Below are 15,977 nucleotides of genomic sequence, written 5' to 3' on the forward strand. Positions count from 1 at the left end.
CAGGCCTACTTCGCGGCCTGCGCCTGGGCGCGCTGGAATGCCGGGCCCCAGACCGGGTGGCCGGCCTCGTTGGGCGCCAGCACGAAAGCGGGGTCGAGCGCGAGAATGCGCGAGAAGCTGTCCTGGCAGAGCTGCGGATAGCGGCTGACGCAATAGCTGAACGCCTGCAGCTTGTACGCTTCGATGCGCACGGCCTTGGTGGAAGTCGCCAGGGTGTCCGAGGTGGCCACGGTGCGGATCACGTCGCCGTAGCGACCCGCGCTGTATTTCTCGCGCACTTGTTGCAATTGATCCAGCGCTTCGGCGGTCGGCGGACCTTCCGGCTGCATGGAAGTAAGACCGGCACAGCCCGTCAGGAGGGCGGATAAGCCAAGCAGACTACTCAAAACGCGAATTTTCATGGGCTTCCAAAGAGGTAGGGAGTTGATGCCATACGCTATCGTGCCACAGCCTGATGCGCTCGGACATTTTCGGCAATGTCCTTGTGTGGCGGATTGGATAATATTCGCCCTATCCACTTTTGATACCGTATTCGCGCCGTGGCGCAGCTCTCGATCATGTCTCCTACCGCCGGCCTGCCGATGCCGCGTGGCCCGTTTTCCGGCGCCGCGCCGCTCGCGCTGCGCCCCTTGAGCGCCATCGCCGCCAGCACCGCGGGCGGCGTGCCCCAGGCGCGCATCAAACGGCTCCTGTCCGACCTCCTGCCGTCCCTGATCGCCCTGCACGGGCAGGGCGAAATCTGCGGCGACATCTCGCTGGAAACGGTGGGGATGGACGAAAACGCGCGGGCCCACCTGGTGCCCGAACTCATCGTGGCCCGTTCGCGCCGCGTCACCCGCAGTCCGTCGGCCGGCTTCGCGCCGTTCGAGCTCTATACCGATTCAATGGAATGGCCGCGCGGCCCCTGGAGCGACATCTACGCGCTGTGCGCCGTCATGCACGCGCTGGTCACCGGCCGCCGGCCGCCGCCGGCGCCCGAGCGCCGGGCGGAAGACACCTACCAGCCGCTGGTCTCCCTCGATCTGCCCAAGTACAGCCAGGATTTCCTGTCGGTGATCGACGCCGGCCTGTCGATGGCCCCGGCCGACCGCCCGCAGACGCTGGACGAACTGGCCGAGATGCTGGGCGTGGCCGCGCAGCCCGAGGCCGCGCCCGCGCCGGCCGAAGCGAACGAGGCGGCCGCGGCCCAGGCGCTGCCCGCTGCGGCCGCCGCCACCTCGCAGCGTCCCGCGCGCGGTCGCCGCGTGCTGTTGTGGCTGCTGCTCATCGCGGCCCTGATCGGCGCCGGCGTCTACGCGTGGCAGCAGTACGGCCCCGGCGCGCAGAACGCGCTGATCACCCGTTCCGAACTGGTGCAGCCGAATCCGCCCGCGGTCCATCCCTTGCCGCAGGCCGCGCCCGAGCCGGCGCCCGCGCCGGTCGTCCCGCCGGGCCCTGCGCCCGCGCCCCAGCCGTCCGAACCGCCCGCGCCGGCCGGCGCCAATGCCGCGGCCGCGGAAAATCCGGCGCCGGCCGACACGCCCGCGCCGCCGGCGGCGGCGCCCGAGGCCGCGCAGCCCGAAGCGCCGGCGGCGGCCGCCGCCGAAGAGGCTCCCAAGCCCAAGCCCGTGCCCGTGCTGGTGCGGCTCGACATACGTCCGTGGGGCGAGGTGTGGATCAATGGGGTGGCGCGCGGCGTCAGCCCGCCGGTCAAGGAGCTGCGGCTGATTCCGGGCAAGTACCAGGTGGTGCTGCGCAATGCCGGCCTGCCGCCGTACCGCATGACCCTGGAGGTCAAGGCCGGCCGCCCGGCGCTGATCTCCCACACCTTCCAGTAGGCGCTACGCCATCGGCAGGCGCAGCGTGAAGACCGAGCCGGCGCCCGGCTCGCTGCTGACTTCCACCGAGCCGCCGTGGCGTTCGGCCACGGTGCGCACGAACGCCAGCCCCAGGCCCGCGCCGCCCACGTCGCCGCGGGTGTCGACGCCGACGCGCGAGAACGGCTCGAACAGCCGGGCCAGGTCCTCGGCCGCGATGCCCTGGCCCTGGTCGCGGATGGCGGCGCGCCAGAAGCCCGGCTCTTCGTCTATGCCGCACTCGATGCGGGTCTGCGCGGGGCTGTACTTGATCGCGTTGTCGATCAGGTTGCACAGCGCGCGCATCAGCAGGGTCTGGTCGCCGCGCACATAGGCCGCGGGCAAGGGCAGGCGCAACTCCAGCGCGATGCCGCGCTTTTGCGCCGAGGCCCAGAATTCGTCCGCGGCGTCCTGCAGCAGGCTGGCCAGGTCCAGTTCCACGGCGCTGATGACCATGGACTCGGCGCGCGTCAGGTGCACGAAGTCGTCGACCAGGTGCAGCGTGCGCCGCGCCAGCATGGCGATGCGGTCCAGCGTGGCGCCGTGGTCGCCCTGCGCCGCGCCTTCCTGCTTCATTTCCACCAGCGCCAGGATGGAGCTCTGCGGCGCGCGCATGTCGTGCGAGATGAAGCGCAGCGTCTCTTCGCGCTGGCGTTCGGCCTGGCGGATGCGGGAGATGTCGGTCAGCGTGGCGACGGTGCCGGCGAAGTTGCCCTCGGCGGTATGGATGGGCGCGCATTTCAGGATCAGATCGCGTCCCGCGTGGTCGCGCAGTTCCAGGTCCGCGCTCCACGGCGAGCCGGCGGCGGCCGGCCCCTGGCCGCTCAGCGCTTCGGCCACGCGCTGGCGCGTGGCGGGATCGGAGATGGTCTTTTCCAGCAGGTGGATGGCCGGGCGGCCCACGCGCGGCGGCCGCATGCCCAGGCGCTGGAAGTACATGACGGCGGCCCGGTTGCGGAATTGCATGCGCCCGTCCTGGTCGAACACCAGCGTGGCGTCGGGCATGCCGTCCAGGCCGTCGGCCAGGAAGCGCCGCAGGTTGCGCACGCGCGCCAGCGCGCGGCGCAGTTCGCCGACGCGGCTTTCGAGCGAAGCGCTGGGCCCCGCGGCCTGGGCGCGCGCCTCGTTCATCACCGGCGGGTACTCGCGCTGCAGGCGGCGCAATTCATTGTCCATGTAGCGCAGCGCCGCTTCCTGGCTGCGCCAGCTCCACAAGGGATAGCACAGCGCCACCCCCAGCAGCGCCGCCGAGGGCGCGAACCAGAAGCGGCCATAGGCCAGAAACAGCAGCGCCGCCAGCAGGATGCCGGCCAGCAGCCCGACACAGACCAGCAGCGCGCGCTTGGGCGACAGCCGCCACAAGGCCAGGCAGGCCAGCATCACCGGCAGCGCCGAGAACAGCGCGCTCCACCAGGCCGGCGGCTGCACGTACGCGATGTCCTCGCGCGCCGCGTGCAGCAGGTTGGCGATGATCTCCACTCCCGACATGCCGCTGACGTCATGCGAGACGGGCGTCGGATAGGCGTCGCCCAGGCCGGTGGCCCAGGCGCCCACCAGCACGTACTTGCCGCGCAGTTCATCGGGCGGGATATCGCCGCGCAGCACCGACAGGTACGACACCGTGCGCACATGCGCGGTGGGGCCGGCGTAGGGAATCAGGATGCTGCCGTCCGGCGCGGCGCGCCGCAGCAGCCGCTGCGCCTGTTGCGCCTGGCCGCCGACTTCCAGCATCGACAGGGCCAGGTGCTGCCAGCGTCGGCCGTTCACGTGCGCGGCCAGCGTGGCCGCGCGCACCACGCCGTCGGAATCGATGCGGGCATTGATGAAGCCCAGGCCGGCGGCGGCCTGCGCCAGCGGCGCGATGGGAGCGTTGACGGCGGAGGGATGGTCCAGCCGGTTCAGCACGACCGGCAGCACCGTGCGGCCGTTGCGCCGGATGCTGTCGGCCAGGAAGCGGTCGTCGTCCGAATAGACCCCGTCCGCTTCGCCGAAGATCAGGTCCAGCCCCACGGCGCGGGCGCCATGCAGCCGGTCCAGCAGCGCCGCGTGGACCGCGCGCCGCCAGGGCCAGCGGCCCAGCGCGTCGATGCTGGCGTCGTCGATCGCCACGATCAGGATGTCGGGATCGGCGCCGCGGCCCGTCACCGAGACGGCGCGGTCGTAGAGGATCTGGTCGACCCGGCCGAGTCCGTTGAACCAGCCCAGGACCGCGGCCAGCAGCGCCAGCGCCAACGTCAGCCATAGCCCTGAGCGCGAGGTCCGGTCCTGCGGATCGGCGGCGGCCATGAGGGTCCTTGCGGCGCTAGTACTCGGTGAGCGTGATGAAGCCGCCCGTGCCGCTGGCCACGCCCAGCCCGTAGGCGGTCATGAGCTGGTTGGCGCCTTCGAAGGTCGCCACCGCGTCCTTGCCGCTCAGGCCCAGATCGTCCACGGCCCGCACCGATACGTAATACGTGCCCGGCCCGGGCGCGGAGAAGCGGATGTCCTGGTTGTCGGGAAAGTCGGCCGACGATACCGGCAGGGCGCCTTCGGCGTCGCGCGAGACCCGCACCAGATAGCTGCGGGCGCCGGCCACGGGCGAGACCGGGGCGGTCCATACGCCGCCGCCGGCGCGCGCGGGTTCGCCCAGCTGCGGCGCGGGGAGGAGGGCCCGCATGCCGGCGACCGTGCCGTCGGCGCCGACCGCCGCGCCATAACCCTTGGCCACGGCCACCGGCCTGGCCGGGCGCGCGCCCGGGGCGTGGGGCTGCAGGCGGACGCTGCCGTCCAGCACCTCGCTGTGCACGCCCTGCGCGCTGCTCTGCACGCGGAAACGCGTGCCGCGCACCCCGGTCACCGCCACCGGCGTGCGGACCTCGAAGCGGCCCACGCCTTCGCCGGCGGGCGCCACCGAAGACTCGACGCCGCCACGGCGCACCTCGACGATGGAATCGGTCAGCGCCGTGCCTTCGAACTGGCGCAGGCGGGTCAGTTCGACCGCGCCGCCGGCCGGCAGGGTGAGCTTGGAGCCATCGGCCAGTTCCAGCGTGACGAAGCCGTTGGCGGCGGTGGACACGGTGCTGCCTTCGGCCACCGCGTCGCCGGCGCGCAGCGATTTGCCGTCGAGCTCGGCCTGGCCGCTGACGTGCACCACGCGCGCGCTGGCCGGGCGCACGGGAATCATGGAAAGCGGAATGTGCAGTTCCAGGCCGATGGGCAGCAATTCCGGCGTCACCACGCGGTTCAGGCTCTGCAGCGGGCCCCAGTTGGCCTGGTTGCGCGTGTAGCGGGTGGCCAGGTCGATGAGGGTGTCGCCCTGGCGCACGCGATAGATGAAATCGTCGCCGAGCGCGCCCGCCGGCTGGCTGTGCGCCGGCGCCAGGATGCTCAGGCAGGAAATCAGGGCAAGCAAAGAAAGCGCGCGGCAGCGGCTCATGACTAGCGGTTCTCCAGGGGTGCGCGCGGGGGCGCTTACAGTGGATGGGCGGGCGCGTCTTCGGCCGGGCTGGTCAGTTCCAGCCGGTAGCCCAGCGCGTAGGAAGAAGACAGGCGCACGCCGTGCTCGGGGCGCAGCTGGAGCTTTTGCCGGATGTTCGACAAATGGGTGTCCAGCGTGCGCGAGGTGGCCGGGATCTCCCGGTTCCAGACGCACTCGGCCAGCACGTCGCGCGACATGAGGCGGCCGATATTGCGGAAAAACAGCAGCGCCAGATCGAATTCCTTGGGGGCCAGCGCGACCGGCGCGCCGTCCAGGGAAATCGTGCGCGCGCCCGGCTCGATGCGGTAGCGGGCGACCTCGAAGCCCTCGCGGGCGGGCTCGGAGATCTGGCTGCGGCGCAGCAGCGCGGCCACGCGCGCCAGCAGTTCCTGGGGGCGCAGCGGTTTGACGATGTAATCGTCGGCGCCCGCGCGCAGGCCCTCGACCAGATCGTCCTCGCTGGAGCGGTTGGTCAGGAAGATAACGGGAATGCGCGCGCCGATATTGGCGCGCAGCCAGCGCACTACGTCGTCGCCGTCGATATCGGGCAGGTGCCAGTCCAGCAATACCAGGTCGAAATGCTCCGTGCGCAGTGCGGCCAGGAGATCCCGGCTTTGCTGGTAGCTGGCGCAGGAGTATCCGGCGGTGGTCAAGACTTGCTGGATGCGGCGGGCTTGGTCCAGGTCATCTTCCAGCGACGCGATTTTCATCAGACGTGTTCTCGCGAAGGTTTGCTACGCAAGCGCGCGCTATGGCGCCCTACTGCAAGAGGGTAAGGGAATTCGTGTAAACGAATGATAACTCGGGCTGTGTCCCCGCTGGCTACGTTATGCCAAGAACTGTCAAACATTGCAAAGTTGACGAATCTTGACTGGAGTTGTTGCGCAACACCGCGCCACACTGTCTCAAACATCCCACTACCAGAGGCACTGGAGGGAATCGACCGTATTGCTGAGTGGAACAAACATGAATCAATTGTGCGTACTTATGATGTCGCCGGACGAAGCGGCCCGCGGGGCGGCCGTGTCCGCGCTGCTGCAGGCCGGCATATCGGCGCGCGGCTGTTCGACGTCCCTGGAGCTGTTCGGGTTGCTCAACGGCGGCGCCTATGACGTCGTGATCCTGGACGTGGGCGCGCTGGGCGAGATCGGCTACGCCCTGGTGGCGCGGCTGCATGGCTCCTCGTCCCTGGGCATCGTGGTGACGGGCGCCGACCTGTCGGTGGACGGCCGCCTGCGCTGCCTGCAAAGCGGCGCCGACGCCTGCCTGCCCGAGCCGCAGGACCCGCGCGAGCTGGCCTGCATCCTGCTGGCGCTGGCGCGCCGCCTGCCGCCCGGCCGCGCGGGAGCCGGGGCGGAAGCGCCCGGCAACGGCCAATGGGAGCTGCGCGACCAGGGCTGGACCCTGGCCTCGCCCAGCGGTACCACCATTTCGCTGTCGGCCAACGAGCGTCTGGTCGTGCGTTCGCTGCTGGAAGTGGCGGGCAGGGCGGTCGGGCGCACCGAGCTGGGCGAAGGCCTGCAGGTCGAAGGCGGCAGCGCGCGCGCCAGCGGTTCGCGCAGCATCGACGTGATCGTCAGCCGCCTGCGGCGCAAGGCCGAGCTGGCCGGCGTGATTTTGCCGATCCGCACCGTCTACGGCAGCGGCTACCTGTTCGCCGACCAGTAAAAAACCGGCGCAAACCCGCGCGCGGGGCTACACTGATCGCTGCCGCCGCATACGTGGAAACCCGGACCGGGCGGCGCGGCCCGCGACCCGGATCTGCGGTTTATGCGGCCCCAATTTTCATGACCGGCGCTTAACTGGCCGTCTTCTGCCGGCAACATGCCGTCTGGCAGGGTTTACAAATTTCTTTGACAGTGCGCCCGAATCTCAGTTATGCTAAAGGGCTAACTGCTTTATCTCGCGCGCAAAATCGGTACGCGGTAGGGTTTGGAAGTTCGGGTCATGGGCGAAGGTGCGTCACGAGCCATTCAAGCATGATCCGCCAGGCGGGGGGCTGGTACTCCCGCGGCGACTTCCCTGCCGCATCCGGTTTTGTGCGTTTTGTCACAGTTTGTTGGCAAGCCCGCTCTTTTACGTATTCGAACGTTTGAGGCGGTTTTGCGCGAACTGCCTGCTCCGGAGGCTCTCCGCCTCGGGACACTAGTACGAAAGTACTTACCAGTGGTACGTAAAAGGGATTTCAAAGGTCATGCCTACCATTAGCCAACTCGTGCGCAAGCCGCGCGAAGTCAGCATCATCAAAAGCAAGAGCCCCGCGCTCGAAAACTGCCCGCAACGCCGCGGCGTGTGCACTCGCGTGTACACCACCACCCCCAAGAAGCCGAACTCCGCTCTGCGTAAGGTTGCCAAAGTGCGTCTGACCAACGGTTACGAAGTCATTTCGTACATCGGCGGCGAAGGCCACAACCTGCAAGAGCACTCGGTGGTTCTGGTGCGTGGCGGTCGTGTGAAGGACTTGCCCGGTGTGCGTTATCACATCGTGCGCGGTTCCCTCGACCTGCAAGGCGTCAAGGATCGTAAGCAAGCCCGCTCGAAGTACGGCGCCAAGCGCCCGAAGAAGGCCTGATAACGAATCGGTAGTACCCCGAAGTGGCGGAAGTCCGTCACCAGGGAAGTGCAACCGCGCCATCCGCATACAGGAAGGTGCGCGGCACGTAAGGGGTCGTCCCATTGGGCGGCCATGGCCGTGTAATGAAGCACGGTTCAACTGAACAGACACAAGGAAGCAACAATGCCCCGTCGTCGCGAAGTACCCAAGCGCGAGATTCTGCCCGATCCCAAGTTCGGCAGCGTCGAGCTCGCCAAGTTCATGAACGTCGTCATGCTGGACGGCAAGAAGGCCGTCGCCGAGCGCATCGTCTATGGCGCCCTCGAGCAAGTCGCCACCAAGACCGGCAAGGAGCCGATCGAGGTGTTCAGCCTGGCGATCAACAACATCAAGCCGATCGTCGAAGTCAAGAGCCGCCGCGTGGGCGGTGCCAACTACCAAGTGCCGGTTGAAGTGCGCCCCGTGCGCCGCCTGGCCCTGGCTATGCGTTGGCTCCGTGAAGCCGCCAAGAAGCGTGGCGAAAAGTCGATGGATCTGCGCCTTGCTGGCGAACTGATCGACGCATCCGAAGGACGTGGCGCCGCGATGAAGAAGCGCGAAGACACGCACAAGATGGCCGAGGCCAACAAGGCCTTCAGCCATTTCCGCTGGTAATTTAAGGACTAACCCACCATGGCCCGCAAAACCCCGATCGAGCGCTATCGCAACATTGGTATCTCTGCGCACATCGATGCAGGGAAAACCACCACGACCGAACGTATCCTGTTCTACACCGGCGTCAATCACAAGATTGGCGAAGTGCATGATGGCGCAGCCACCATGGACTGGATGGAGCAAGAACAAGAGCGTGGCATCACCATTACGTCGGCTGCTACGACGGCGTTTTGGCGTGGCATGGCTAAGAACTACCCCGAGCACCGCATCAACATCATCGACACCCCGGGGCACGTGGACTTCACCATCGAGGTGGAGCGTTCCATGCGCGTCCTGGACGGCGCCTGCATGGTGTACTGCGCGGTGGGCGGCGTTCAGCCGCAGTCCGAAACCGTGTGGCGTCAGGCCAACAAGTACGGCGTGCCGCGTCTGGCCTTCGTCAACAAGATGGACCGCACCGGCGCCAACTTCTTCAAGGTCTATGACCAGCTGAAGACGCGCCTGCGCGCCAACCCCGTGCCCGTGGTGATCCCCATCGGCGCCGAAGACACCTTCAAGGGCGTCATCGACCTCGTCAAGATGAAAGCGATCATCTGGGACGAAGCCAGCCAGGGCATCAAGTTCGAGTACGAAGACATCCCGGCCGAGCTGCAGAGCACCGCTGAAGAGTGGCGCGAAAAGCTGGTCGAGGCTGCCGCCGAATCGTCCGAGGAACTGATGAACAAGTACCTCGAGACCGGCGCGCTGGAAGAAGCCGAGATCAACCTGGCCATCCGCCAGCGCACCATCGCCGGCGAAATCCAGCCGATGCTGTGCGGCACCGCCTTCAAGAACAAGGGCGTGCAGCGCATGCTCGACGCCGTCATCGACTACCTGCCCTCGCCCGTGGACATCCCGCCGGTCGAAGGCACCGATGACGCCGGCAACGAAGTCAAGCGCCAAGCCGACGACGGCGAGAAGTTCTCGGCCCTGGCGTTCAAGCTGATGACGGACCCGTTCGTCGGTCAGCTGACCTTCGTGCGTGTGTACTCGGGCGTCCTGAAGTCGGGCGACACCGTGTACAACCCGGTCAAGGGCAAGAAGGAACGTATCGGCCGCATCCTGCAGATGCACGCGAACAACCGCGAGGAAATCAAGGAAGTTCTGGCTGGCGACATCGCCGCCGTCGTGGGCCTGAAGGACGTGACCACCGGCGAAACGCTGTGCGACGTCGACTCGCACGTGACGCTGGAGCGCATGGAGTTCCCCGAGCCCGTGATTTCGCAGGCCGTGGAACCCAAGTCCAAGGCCGACCAGGAAAAGATGGGCCTGGCGCTGTCGCGCCTGGCGCAGGAAGACCCGTCGTTCCGCGTGCGCAGCGACGAAGAATCCGGCCAGACCATCATTTCCGGCATGGGCGAGCTGCACCTGGAAATTCTGGTCGACCGCATGAAGCGCGAATTCGGCGTGGAAGCGAACGTCGGCAAGCCCCAGGTGGCCTACCGCGAAACCATCCGCAAGACCTGCGAGGAAGTCGAAGGCAAGTTCGTCAAGCAGTCGGGCGGTCGCGGCCAGTACGGTCACGTGGTCCTGAAGGTCGAACCGCTGGAGCCGGGCGGCGGCTACGAGTTCGTGGACGCCATCAAGGGCGGCGTGGTGCCGCGCGAGTTCATCCCCGCGGTGGACAAGGGCATCCAGGAAACGCTGCCTTCGGGCATCCTGGCCGGCTACCCGGTCGTGGACGTCAAGGTCACGCTGTTCTTCGGTTCGTACCACGACGTGGACTCGAACGAAAACGCGTTCAAGATGGCCGGCTCGATGGCGTTCAAGGAAGGCATGCGCAAGGCCAGCCCTGTGCTGCTGGAACCGATGATGGCCGTTGAAGTCGAAACGCCTGAAGACTACGCCGGCACCGTGATGGGCGACCTGTCCTCGCGTCGCGGCATGGTCCAGGGCATGGACGACATGGTTGGCGGCGGCAAGACCATCAAGGCCGAAGTTCCGCTGGCCGAGATGTTCGGTTACGCCACGAACCTGCGTTCGCTGACGCAAGGTCGTGCCACGTACACGATGGAATTCAAGCATTACTCCGAGGCCCCCAAGAACGTCGCTGACGAAGTCATCGCCGCTCGGGCCAAGTAAATAACCCTCGCCGCGTCCGCCCACAAGGCGGCGCGGCAAATATCGAAATTTCCTTGAAAGTCAAAGGATAGAGATCATGGCAAAAGGCAAGTTTGAACGCACCAAGCCGCACGTGAACGTCGGCACCATCGGTCACGTCGACCACGGCAAGACCACCCTGACGGCGGCCATCACGACCGTTCTGTCGACCAAGTTCGGCGGCGAAGCCCGCGGCTACGACCAGATCGACGCGGCTCCTGAAGAAAAGGCTCGCGGCATCACCATCAACACCGCCCACGTCGAGTACGAAACGGAAACGCGTCACTACGCGCACGTTGACTGCCCGGGCCACGCCGACTACGTGAAGAACATGATCACGGGCGCGGCGCAGATGGACGGCGCGATCCTGGTGGTGTCGGCCGCTGACGGCCCGATGCCGCAGACCCGCGAACACATCCTGCTGTCGCGTCAGGTGGGCGTGCCCTACATCATCGTCTTCCTGAACAAGGCTGACATGGTCGACGACGCCGAGCTGCTCGAGCTGGTCGAAATGGAAGTGCGCGAACTGCTGTCGAAGTACGACTTCCCGGGCGACGACACCCCGATCATCAAGGGTTCGGCCAAGCTGGCGCTGGAAGGCGACAAGGGCGAACTGGGCGAACAGGCCATCCTGTCGCTGGCCCAGGCGCTGGATTCGTACATCCCGACGCCGGAGCGCGCGGTTGACGGCTCGTTCCTGATGCCGGTCGAAGACGTGTTCTCGATCTCGGGTCGCGGCACCGTGGTGACCGGCCGTATCGAACGCGGCGTGATCAAGGTCGGCGAAGAAATCGAAATCGTGGGCATCACCCCGACGGTCAAGACGACCTGCACGGGCGTGGAAATGTTCCGCAAGCTGCTGGACCAGGGCCAGGCTGGCGACAACGTCGGCATCCTGCTGCGCGGCACCAAGCGTGAAGACGTCCAGCGCGGCCAGGTTCTGGCCAAGCCGGGCTCGATCACCCCGCACACGGAATTCACCTCCGAGGTGTACATCCTGTCCAAGGAAGAAGGCGGCCGCCACACCCCGTTCTTCAACGGCTACCGTCCCCAGTTCTACTTCCGCACGACGGACGTGACGGGCACGATCGACCTGCCGGCCGACAAGGAAATGGTTCTGCCGGGCGACAACGTGACGATGACCGTCAAGCTGCTGGCCCCGATCGCCATGGAAGAAGGCCTGCGTTTCGCCATCCGTGAAGGCGGCCGTACCGTCGGCGCCGGCGTGGTCGCCAAGATCATCGCCTAAGCAGTCTCCAGAGTGGATAGAGCGGATTTTTCAATCCCTCTATCCATTCTTGCAGTAAAAGTAGTATGATGTATGGTTCCGCGAGCTGATATGGCGCGGAAAGCAGCGGTGAAGAGCGGCTGCGAACTAATGCAAGTGTTTTAGGGGCATAGCTCAATTGGCAGAGCGTCGGTCTCCAAAACCGAAGGTTGTAGGTTCGATTCCTACTGCCCCTGCCACCGCCAGGATAAACCCGCGGGAGATCATCGCGAGTTACGCATTCACGGCGGCTCGCGTCGCAAAATGTCTANGATCATCGCCTAAGTAGCACCCATCAGCGAAGGCGGCTCAGTCCTCCCCGGCCGCCTTCGTCTTTCGTTCTTTAGGAAACGCCATGAAAAACCAAAAGATCCGCATCCGTCTGAAGGCTTTCGATTACAAGCTGATCGACCAGTCCGCTGCGGAAATCGTCGATACCGCCAAGCGTACCGGCGCCGTTGTCCGTGGCCCCGTGCCGCTGCCCACGCGCATCCGCCGCTACGACGTCCTGCGTTCGCCGCACGTGAACAAGACGTCGCGCGACCAGTTCGAGATCCGTACCCATCAGCGCCTGATGGACATCGTGGATCCCACCGACAAGACCGTTGACGCCCTGATGCGTCTGGACCTGCCGGCCGGCGTCGACGTCGAAATCGCGCTGCAGTAAGACCGCAAGACCTTCGAGCCTGCTACCTTCGCCGGCAGGCCCGGAAAAAGAAAAGCCGCATTCCCCGGAATGCGGCTTTTTTGTTTGTGGCGCGCAACGGTCAATCGCGCTAAGTGCTTGTGCTGCCTGAAAAAAACGTGCTAATATGCGAAGCTTGCCATTTTGTGGCAAGAGCAGCTATGGAAAAAAGGCAGGCGGGTTCGATTTTCAGAGCCATCGTGCCTTTGACCAGGTTGAACATAGTCGTAGGGCAGAGGCCGTTACCCTTTGCCTGATTAGCCCCGACCAATCGCAGTCGGGAATGGAGAAAACGATGTCGAATTCGACACCCACGCCCGCCGCTCACCGGCTGGGGCTGGTGGGTCGCAAGGTCGGCATGACCCGCATTTTCACCGAGGATGGCGAATCCATTCCGGTGACCGTGCTGGACGTGTCGAACAACCGCGTGACCCAAGTTAAGTCGCTGGAAACCGACGGCTACGCCGCGATCCAGGTGGCTTATGGCACTCGTCGTGCCTCGCGCGTGGCTCAGCCGCAAACGGGCCACTACGCCAAGGCCGGCGCTGAAGCCGGCAGCATCCTGAAAGAATTCCGCCTTGATCCCGCCCGCGCCGCCGAATTCGCGGCTGGTGCCGTGATCGCCGTGGAATCGGTGTTCGAAGCCGGCCAACAGGTCGACGTCACGGGCACCACCATCGGTAAAGGCTTCGCCGGTACCATCAAGCGCCACAACTTCGGTTCGCAGCGCGCGTCGCACGGTAACTCCCGTTCGCACCGCGTCCCGGGCTCGATTGGTCAAGCTCAAGATCCGGGCCGTATCTTCCCGGGTAAGCGCATGGCCGGTCACCTGGGTGATGTCACCCGCACCGTTCAAAACCTCGACGTCGTTCGCGTTGACGCTGAGCGCGGCCTGCTGCTGGTCAAGGGCGCCGTCCCCGGCCACGCTGGCGCCGACATCGTCGTGCGTCCGGCCATCAAGGCCCCGGCCAAGAAGGGAGCGTAAGTAAATGGATCTCAAGCTCCTGAACGACCAAGGTCAGGCCGCCGCGACTTTCAGCGCGCCCGACACGATCTTCGGCCGCGACTTCAACGAAGCCCTGATTCATCAGATCGTGGTGGCCTTCCAGGCCAACGCCCGTTCCGGCAACCGCGCTCAGAAGGATCGTGCCGAAGTCAAGCACACCACCAAGAAGCCCTGGCGCCAGAAGGGTACCGGCCGCGCTCGCGCCGGTATGACCTCGTCGCCGCTGTGGCGTGGGGGTGGTCGGACTTTCCCGAACTCGCCCGAAGAGAACTTCAGCCAGAAGGTCAACAAGAAGATGTACCGCGCCGGGATCCGCTCGATCCTGTCGCAGCTGGCTCGCGAAGACCGCATCGCCGTCGTCGAATCGTTCGATCTGGAATCGCCCAAGACCAAGGCCGCCGCTGCAAAGCTGAAGAGCCTGGGCCTGGACTCGGTCCTGATCATCACCGACAGCGTCGATGAAAATGTTTACCTCGCCACCCGCAACCTGCCGCACGTTGCCGTTGTCGAGCCCCGTTATGCCGATCCGTTGTCGCTGGTCCACTACAAGAAAGTGCTGATCACCAAGCCGGCCATCGCTCAACTCGAGGAGATGCTGGGATGAACGCTGAACGCTTGATGCAAGTCATTCTGGCGCCGATCNCGACATGGTTGGCGGCGGCAAGACCATCAAGGCCGAAGTTCCGCTGGCCGAGATGTTCGGTTACGCCACGAACCTGCGTTCGCTGACGCAAGGTCGTGCCACGTACACGATGGAATTCAAGCATTACTCCGAGGCCCCCAAGAACGTCGCTGACGAAGTCATCGCCGCTCGGGCCAAGTAAATAACCCTCGCCGCGTCCGCCCACAAGGCGGCGCGGCAAATATCGAAATTTCCTTGAAAGTCAAAGGATAGAGATCATGGCAAAAGGCAAGTTTGAACGCACCAAGCCGCACGTGAACGTCGGCACCATCGGTCACGTCGACCACGGCAAGACCACCCTGACGGCGGCCATCACGACCGTTCTGTCGACCAAGTTCGGCGGCGAAGCCCGCGGCTACGACCAGATCGACGCGGCTCCTGAAGAAAAGGCTCGCGGCATCACCATCAACACCGCCCACGTCGAGTACGAAACGGAAACGCGTCACTACGCGCACGTTGACTGCCCGGGCCACGCCGACTACGTGAAGAACATGATCACGGGCGCGGCGCAGATGGACGGCGCGATCCTGGTGGTGTCGGCCGCTGACGGCCCGATGCCGCAGACCCGCGAACACATCCTGCTGTCGCGTCAGGTGGGCGTGCCCTACATCATCGTCTTCCTGAACAAGGCTGACATGGTCGACGACGCCGAGCTGCTCGAGCTGGTCGAAATGGAAGTGCGCGAACTGCTGTCGAAGTACGACTTCCCGGGCGACGACACCCCGATCATCAAGGGTTCGGCCAAGCTGGCGCTGGAAGGCGACAAGGGCGAACTGGGCGAACAGGCCATCCTGTCGCTGGCCCAGGCGCTGGATTCGTACATCCCGACGCCGGAGCGCGCGGTTGACGGCTCGTTCCTGATGCCGGTCGAAGACGTGTTCTCGATCTCGGGTCGCGGCACCGTGGTGACCGGCCGTATCGAACGCGGCGTGATCAAGGTCGGCGAAGAAATCGAAATCGTGGGCATCACCCCGACGGTCAAGACGACCTGCACGGGCGTGGAAATGTTCCGCAAGCTGCTGGACCAGGGCCAGGCTGGCGACAACGTCGGCATCCTGCTGCGCGGCACCAAGCGTGAAGACGTCCAGCGCGGCCAGGTTCTGGCCAAGCCGGGCTCGATCACCCCGCACACGGAATTCACCTCCGAGGTGTACATCCTGTCCAAGGAAGAAGGCGGCCGCCACACCCCGTTCTTCAACGGCTACCGTCCCCAGTTCTACTTCCGCACGACGGACGTGACGGGCACGATCGACCTGCCGGCCGACAAGGAAATGGTTCTGCCGGGCGACAACGTGACGATGACCGTCAAGCTGCTGGCCCCGATCGCCATGGAAGAAGGCCTGCGTTTCGCCATCCGTGAAGGCGGCCGTACCGTCGGCGCCGGCGTGGTCGCCAAGATCATCGCCTAAGCAGTCTCCAGAGTGGATAGAGCGGATTTTTCAATCCCTCTATCCATTCTTGCAGTAAAAGTAGTATGATGTATGGTTCCGCGAGCTGATATGGCGCGGAAAGCAGCGGTGAAGAGCGGCTGCGAACTAATGCAAGTGTTTTAGGGGCATAGCTCAATTGGCAGAGCGTCGGTCTCCAAAACCGAAGGTTGTAGGTTCGATTCCTACTGCCCCTGCCACCGCCAGGATAAACCCGCGGGAGATCATCGCGAGTTACGCATTCACGGCGGCTCGCGTCGCAAAATGTCTA

At 65.4% G+C, this 15,977-nt stretch carries 14 protein-coding genes, 2 tRNA genes and 1 pseudogene; 13 read left to right on the plus strand and 4 right to left on the minus strand.

Annotated features, from left to right (window positions below; genetic code table 11):
* Positions 1-5: 5 nt before the first annotated feature.
* The gene (locus C1I89_RS24385; protein WP_102775016.1) at positions 6-401 is read right to left on the minus strand and encodes a TssQ family T6SS-associated lipoprotein; all 396 of its coding nucleotides are present in this window, start codon (positions 399-401) and stop codon (positions 6-8) included.
* 156 nt (positions 402-557) lie between these two features.
* Between C1I89_RS24385 and C1I89_RS24390 the strand changes: the two genes are divergently transcribed.
* A complete protein-coding gene (locus C1I89_RS24390; protein WP_102775363.1) occupies positions 558-1,817 on the plus strand; it encodes a serine/threonine protein kinase in 1,260 nt (419 codons plus the stop codon).
* Positions 1,818-1,820: 3 nt separating this feature from the next.
* On the opposite strand, the gene C1I89_RS24395 is transcribed toward C1I89_RS24390, so the two are convergent.
* Genes C1I89_RS24395 through C1I89_RS24405 form a run of 3 tightly spaced genes read right to left on the minus strand, consistent with a single transcriptional unit; the run spans position 1,821 to position 6,002 of the window.
* Positions 1,821-4,121 carry a CHASE2 domain-containing protein gene (locus C1I89_RS24395; RefSeq protein ID WP_102775017.1) on the minus strand — a complete coding sequence of 767 codons (2,301 nt, stop codon included), beginning with the start codon at positions 4,119-4,121 and terminating at the stop codon, positions 1,821-1,823.
* Between the two features lie 16 nt (positions 4,122-4,137).
* Positions 4,138-5,250 (minus strand): FecR domain-containing protein, encoded by a 1,113-nt coding sequence (locus tag C1I89_RS24400; RefSeq protein WP_102775018.1) that lies wholly within the window; start codon positions 5,248-5,250, stop codon positions 4,138-4,140.
* Between the two features lie 35 nt (positions 5,251-5,285).
* Complete coding sequence (locus tag C1I89_RS24405; protein WP_102775019.1) at positions 5,286-6,002, minus strand: response regulator transcription factor; 717 nt, start codon at positions 6,000-6,002, stop codon at positions 5,286-5,288.
* Between the two features lie 256 nt (positions 6,003-6,258).
* Between C1I89_RS24405 and C1I89_RS24410 the strand changes: the two genes are divergently transcribed.
* From C1I89_RS24410 to C1I89_RS24465, 12 genes and pseudogenes are all read left to right on the plus strand, one after another.
* Positions 6,259-6,960 carry a response regulator transcription factor gene (locus C1I89_RS24410; RefSeq protein ID WP_102775020.1) on the plus strand — a complete coding sequence of 234 codons (702 nt, stop codon included), beginning with the start codon at positions 6,259-6,261 and terminating at the stop codon, positions 6,958-6,960.
* Between the two features lie 526 nt (positions 6,961-7,486).
* Positions 7,487-7,864, plus strand: coding sequence for a 30S ribosomal protein S12 (gene rpsL / locus C1I89_RS24415; protein ID WP_005017264.1), 378 nt, complete (start codon positions 7,487-7,489; stop codon positions 7,862-7,864).
* A gap of 165 nt (positions 7,865-8,029) precedes the next feature.
* A complete protein-coding gene (rpsG, locus tag C1I89_RS24420; protein WP_006389600.1) occupies positions 8,030-8,500 on the plus strand; it encodes a 30S ribosomal protein S7 in 471 nt (156 codons plus the stop codon).
* Between the two features lie 18 nt (positions 8,501-8,518).
* On the plus strand, positions 8,519-10,621 hold the full coding sequence (gene fusA, locus C1I89_RS24425) for an elongation factor G (protein ID WP_102775021.1): 2,103 nt from the start codon (positions 8,519-8,521) through the stop codon (positions 10,619-10,621).
* A gap of 76 nt (positions 10,622-10,697) precedes the next feature.
* Positions 10,698-11,888: an elongation factor Tu gene (gene tuf, locus C1I89_RS24430; protein WP_102775022.1), complete on the plus strand. Its 1,191-nt coding sequence runs from the start codon at positions 10,698-10,700 to the stop codon at positions 11,886-11,888.
* A 142-nt stretch (positions 11,889-12,030) separates the two neighbouring features.
* Positions 12,031-12,106: transfer RNA gene (locus tag C1I89_RS24435), tRNA-Trp, on the plus strand.
* Between the two features lie 155 nt (positions 12,107-12,261).
* Positions 12,262-12,573, plus strand: coding sequence for a 30S ribosomal protein S10 (rpsJ, locus tag C1I89_RS24440; RefSeq protein ID WP_003806903.1), 312 nt, complete (start codon positions 12,262-12,264; stop codon positions 12,571-12,573).
* Positions 12,574-12,886: 313 nt separating this feature from the next.
* Positions 12,887-13,576 (plus strand): 50S ribosomal protein L3, encoded by a 690-nt coding sequence (rplC, locus tag C1I89_RS24445; protein WP_168202287.1) that lies wholly within the window; start codon positions 12,887-12,889, stop codon positions 13,574-13,576.
* 4 nt (positions 13,577-13,580) lie between these two features.
* Entirely contained in the window at positions 13,581-14,201 is a 621-nt protein-coding gene (rplD, locus tag C1I89_RS24450) for a 50S ribosomal protein L4 (RefSeq protein WP_043541548.1), read from the plus strand.
* A gap of 40 nt (positions 14,202-14,241) precedes the next feature.
* Positions 14,242-14,421 (plus strand): annotated as a pseudogene (locus C1I89_RS24455) (hypothetical protein); the annotation flags it as partial.
* A 76-nt stretch (positions 14,422-14,497) separates the two neighbouring features.
* A complete protein-coding gene (gene tuf, locus C1I89_RS24460; protein ID WP_102775022.1) occupies positions 14,498-15,688 on the plus strand; it encodes an elongation factor Tu in 1,191 nt (396 codons plus the stop codon).
* Positions 15,689-15,830: 142 nt separating this feature from the next.
* Positions 15,831-15,906 (plus strand) — tRNA-Trp (locus C1I89_RS24465).
* Positions 15,907-15,977 lie beyond the last annotated feature (71 nt).

The organism is Achromobacter pulmonis, assembly GCF_002885955.2.
GTDB classification, from domain to species: Bacteria; Pseudomonadota; Gammaproteobacteria; order Burkholderiales; family Burkholderiaceae_B; genus Achromobacter; species Achromobacter pulmonis_A.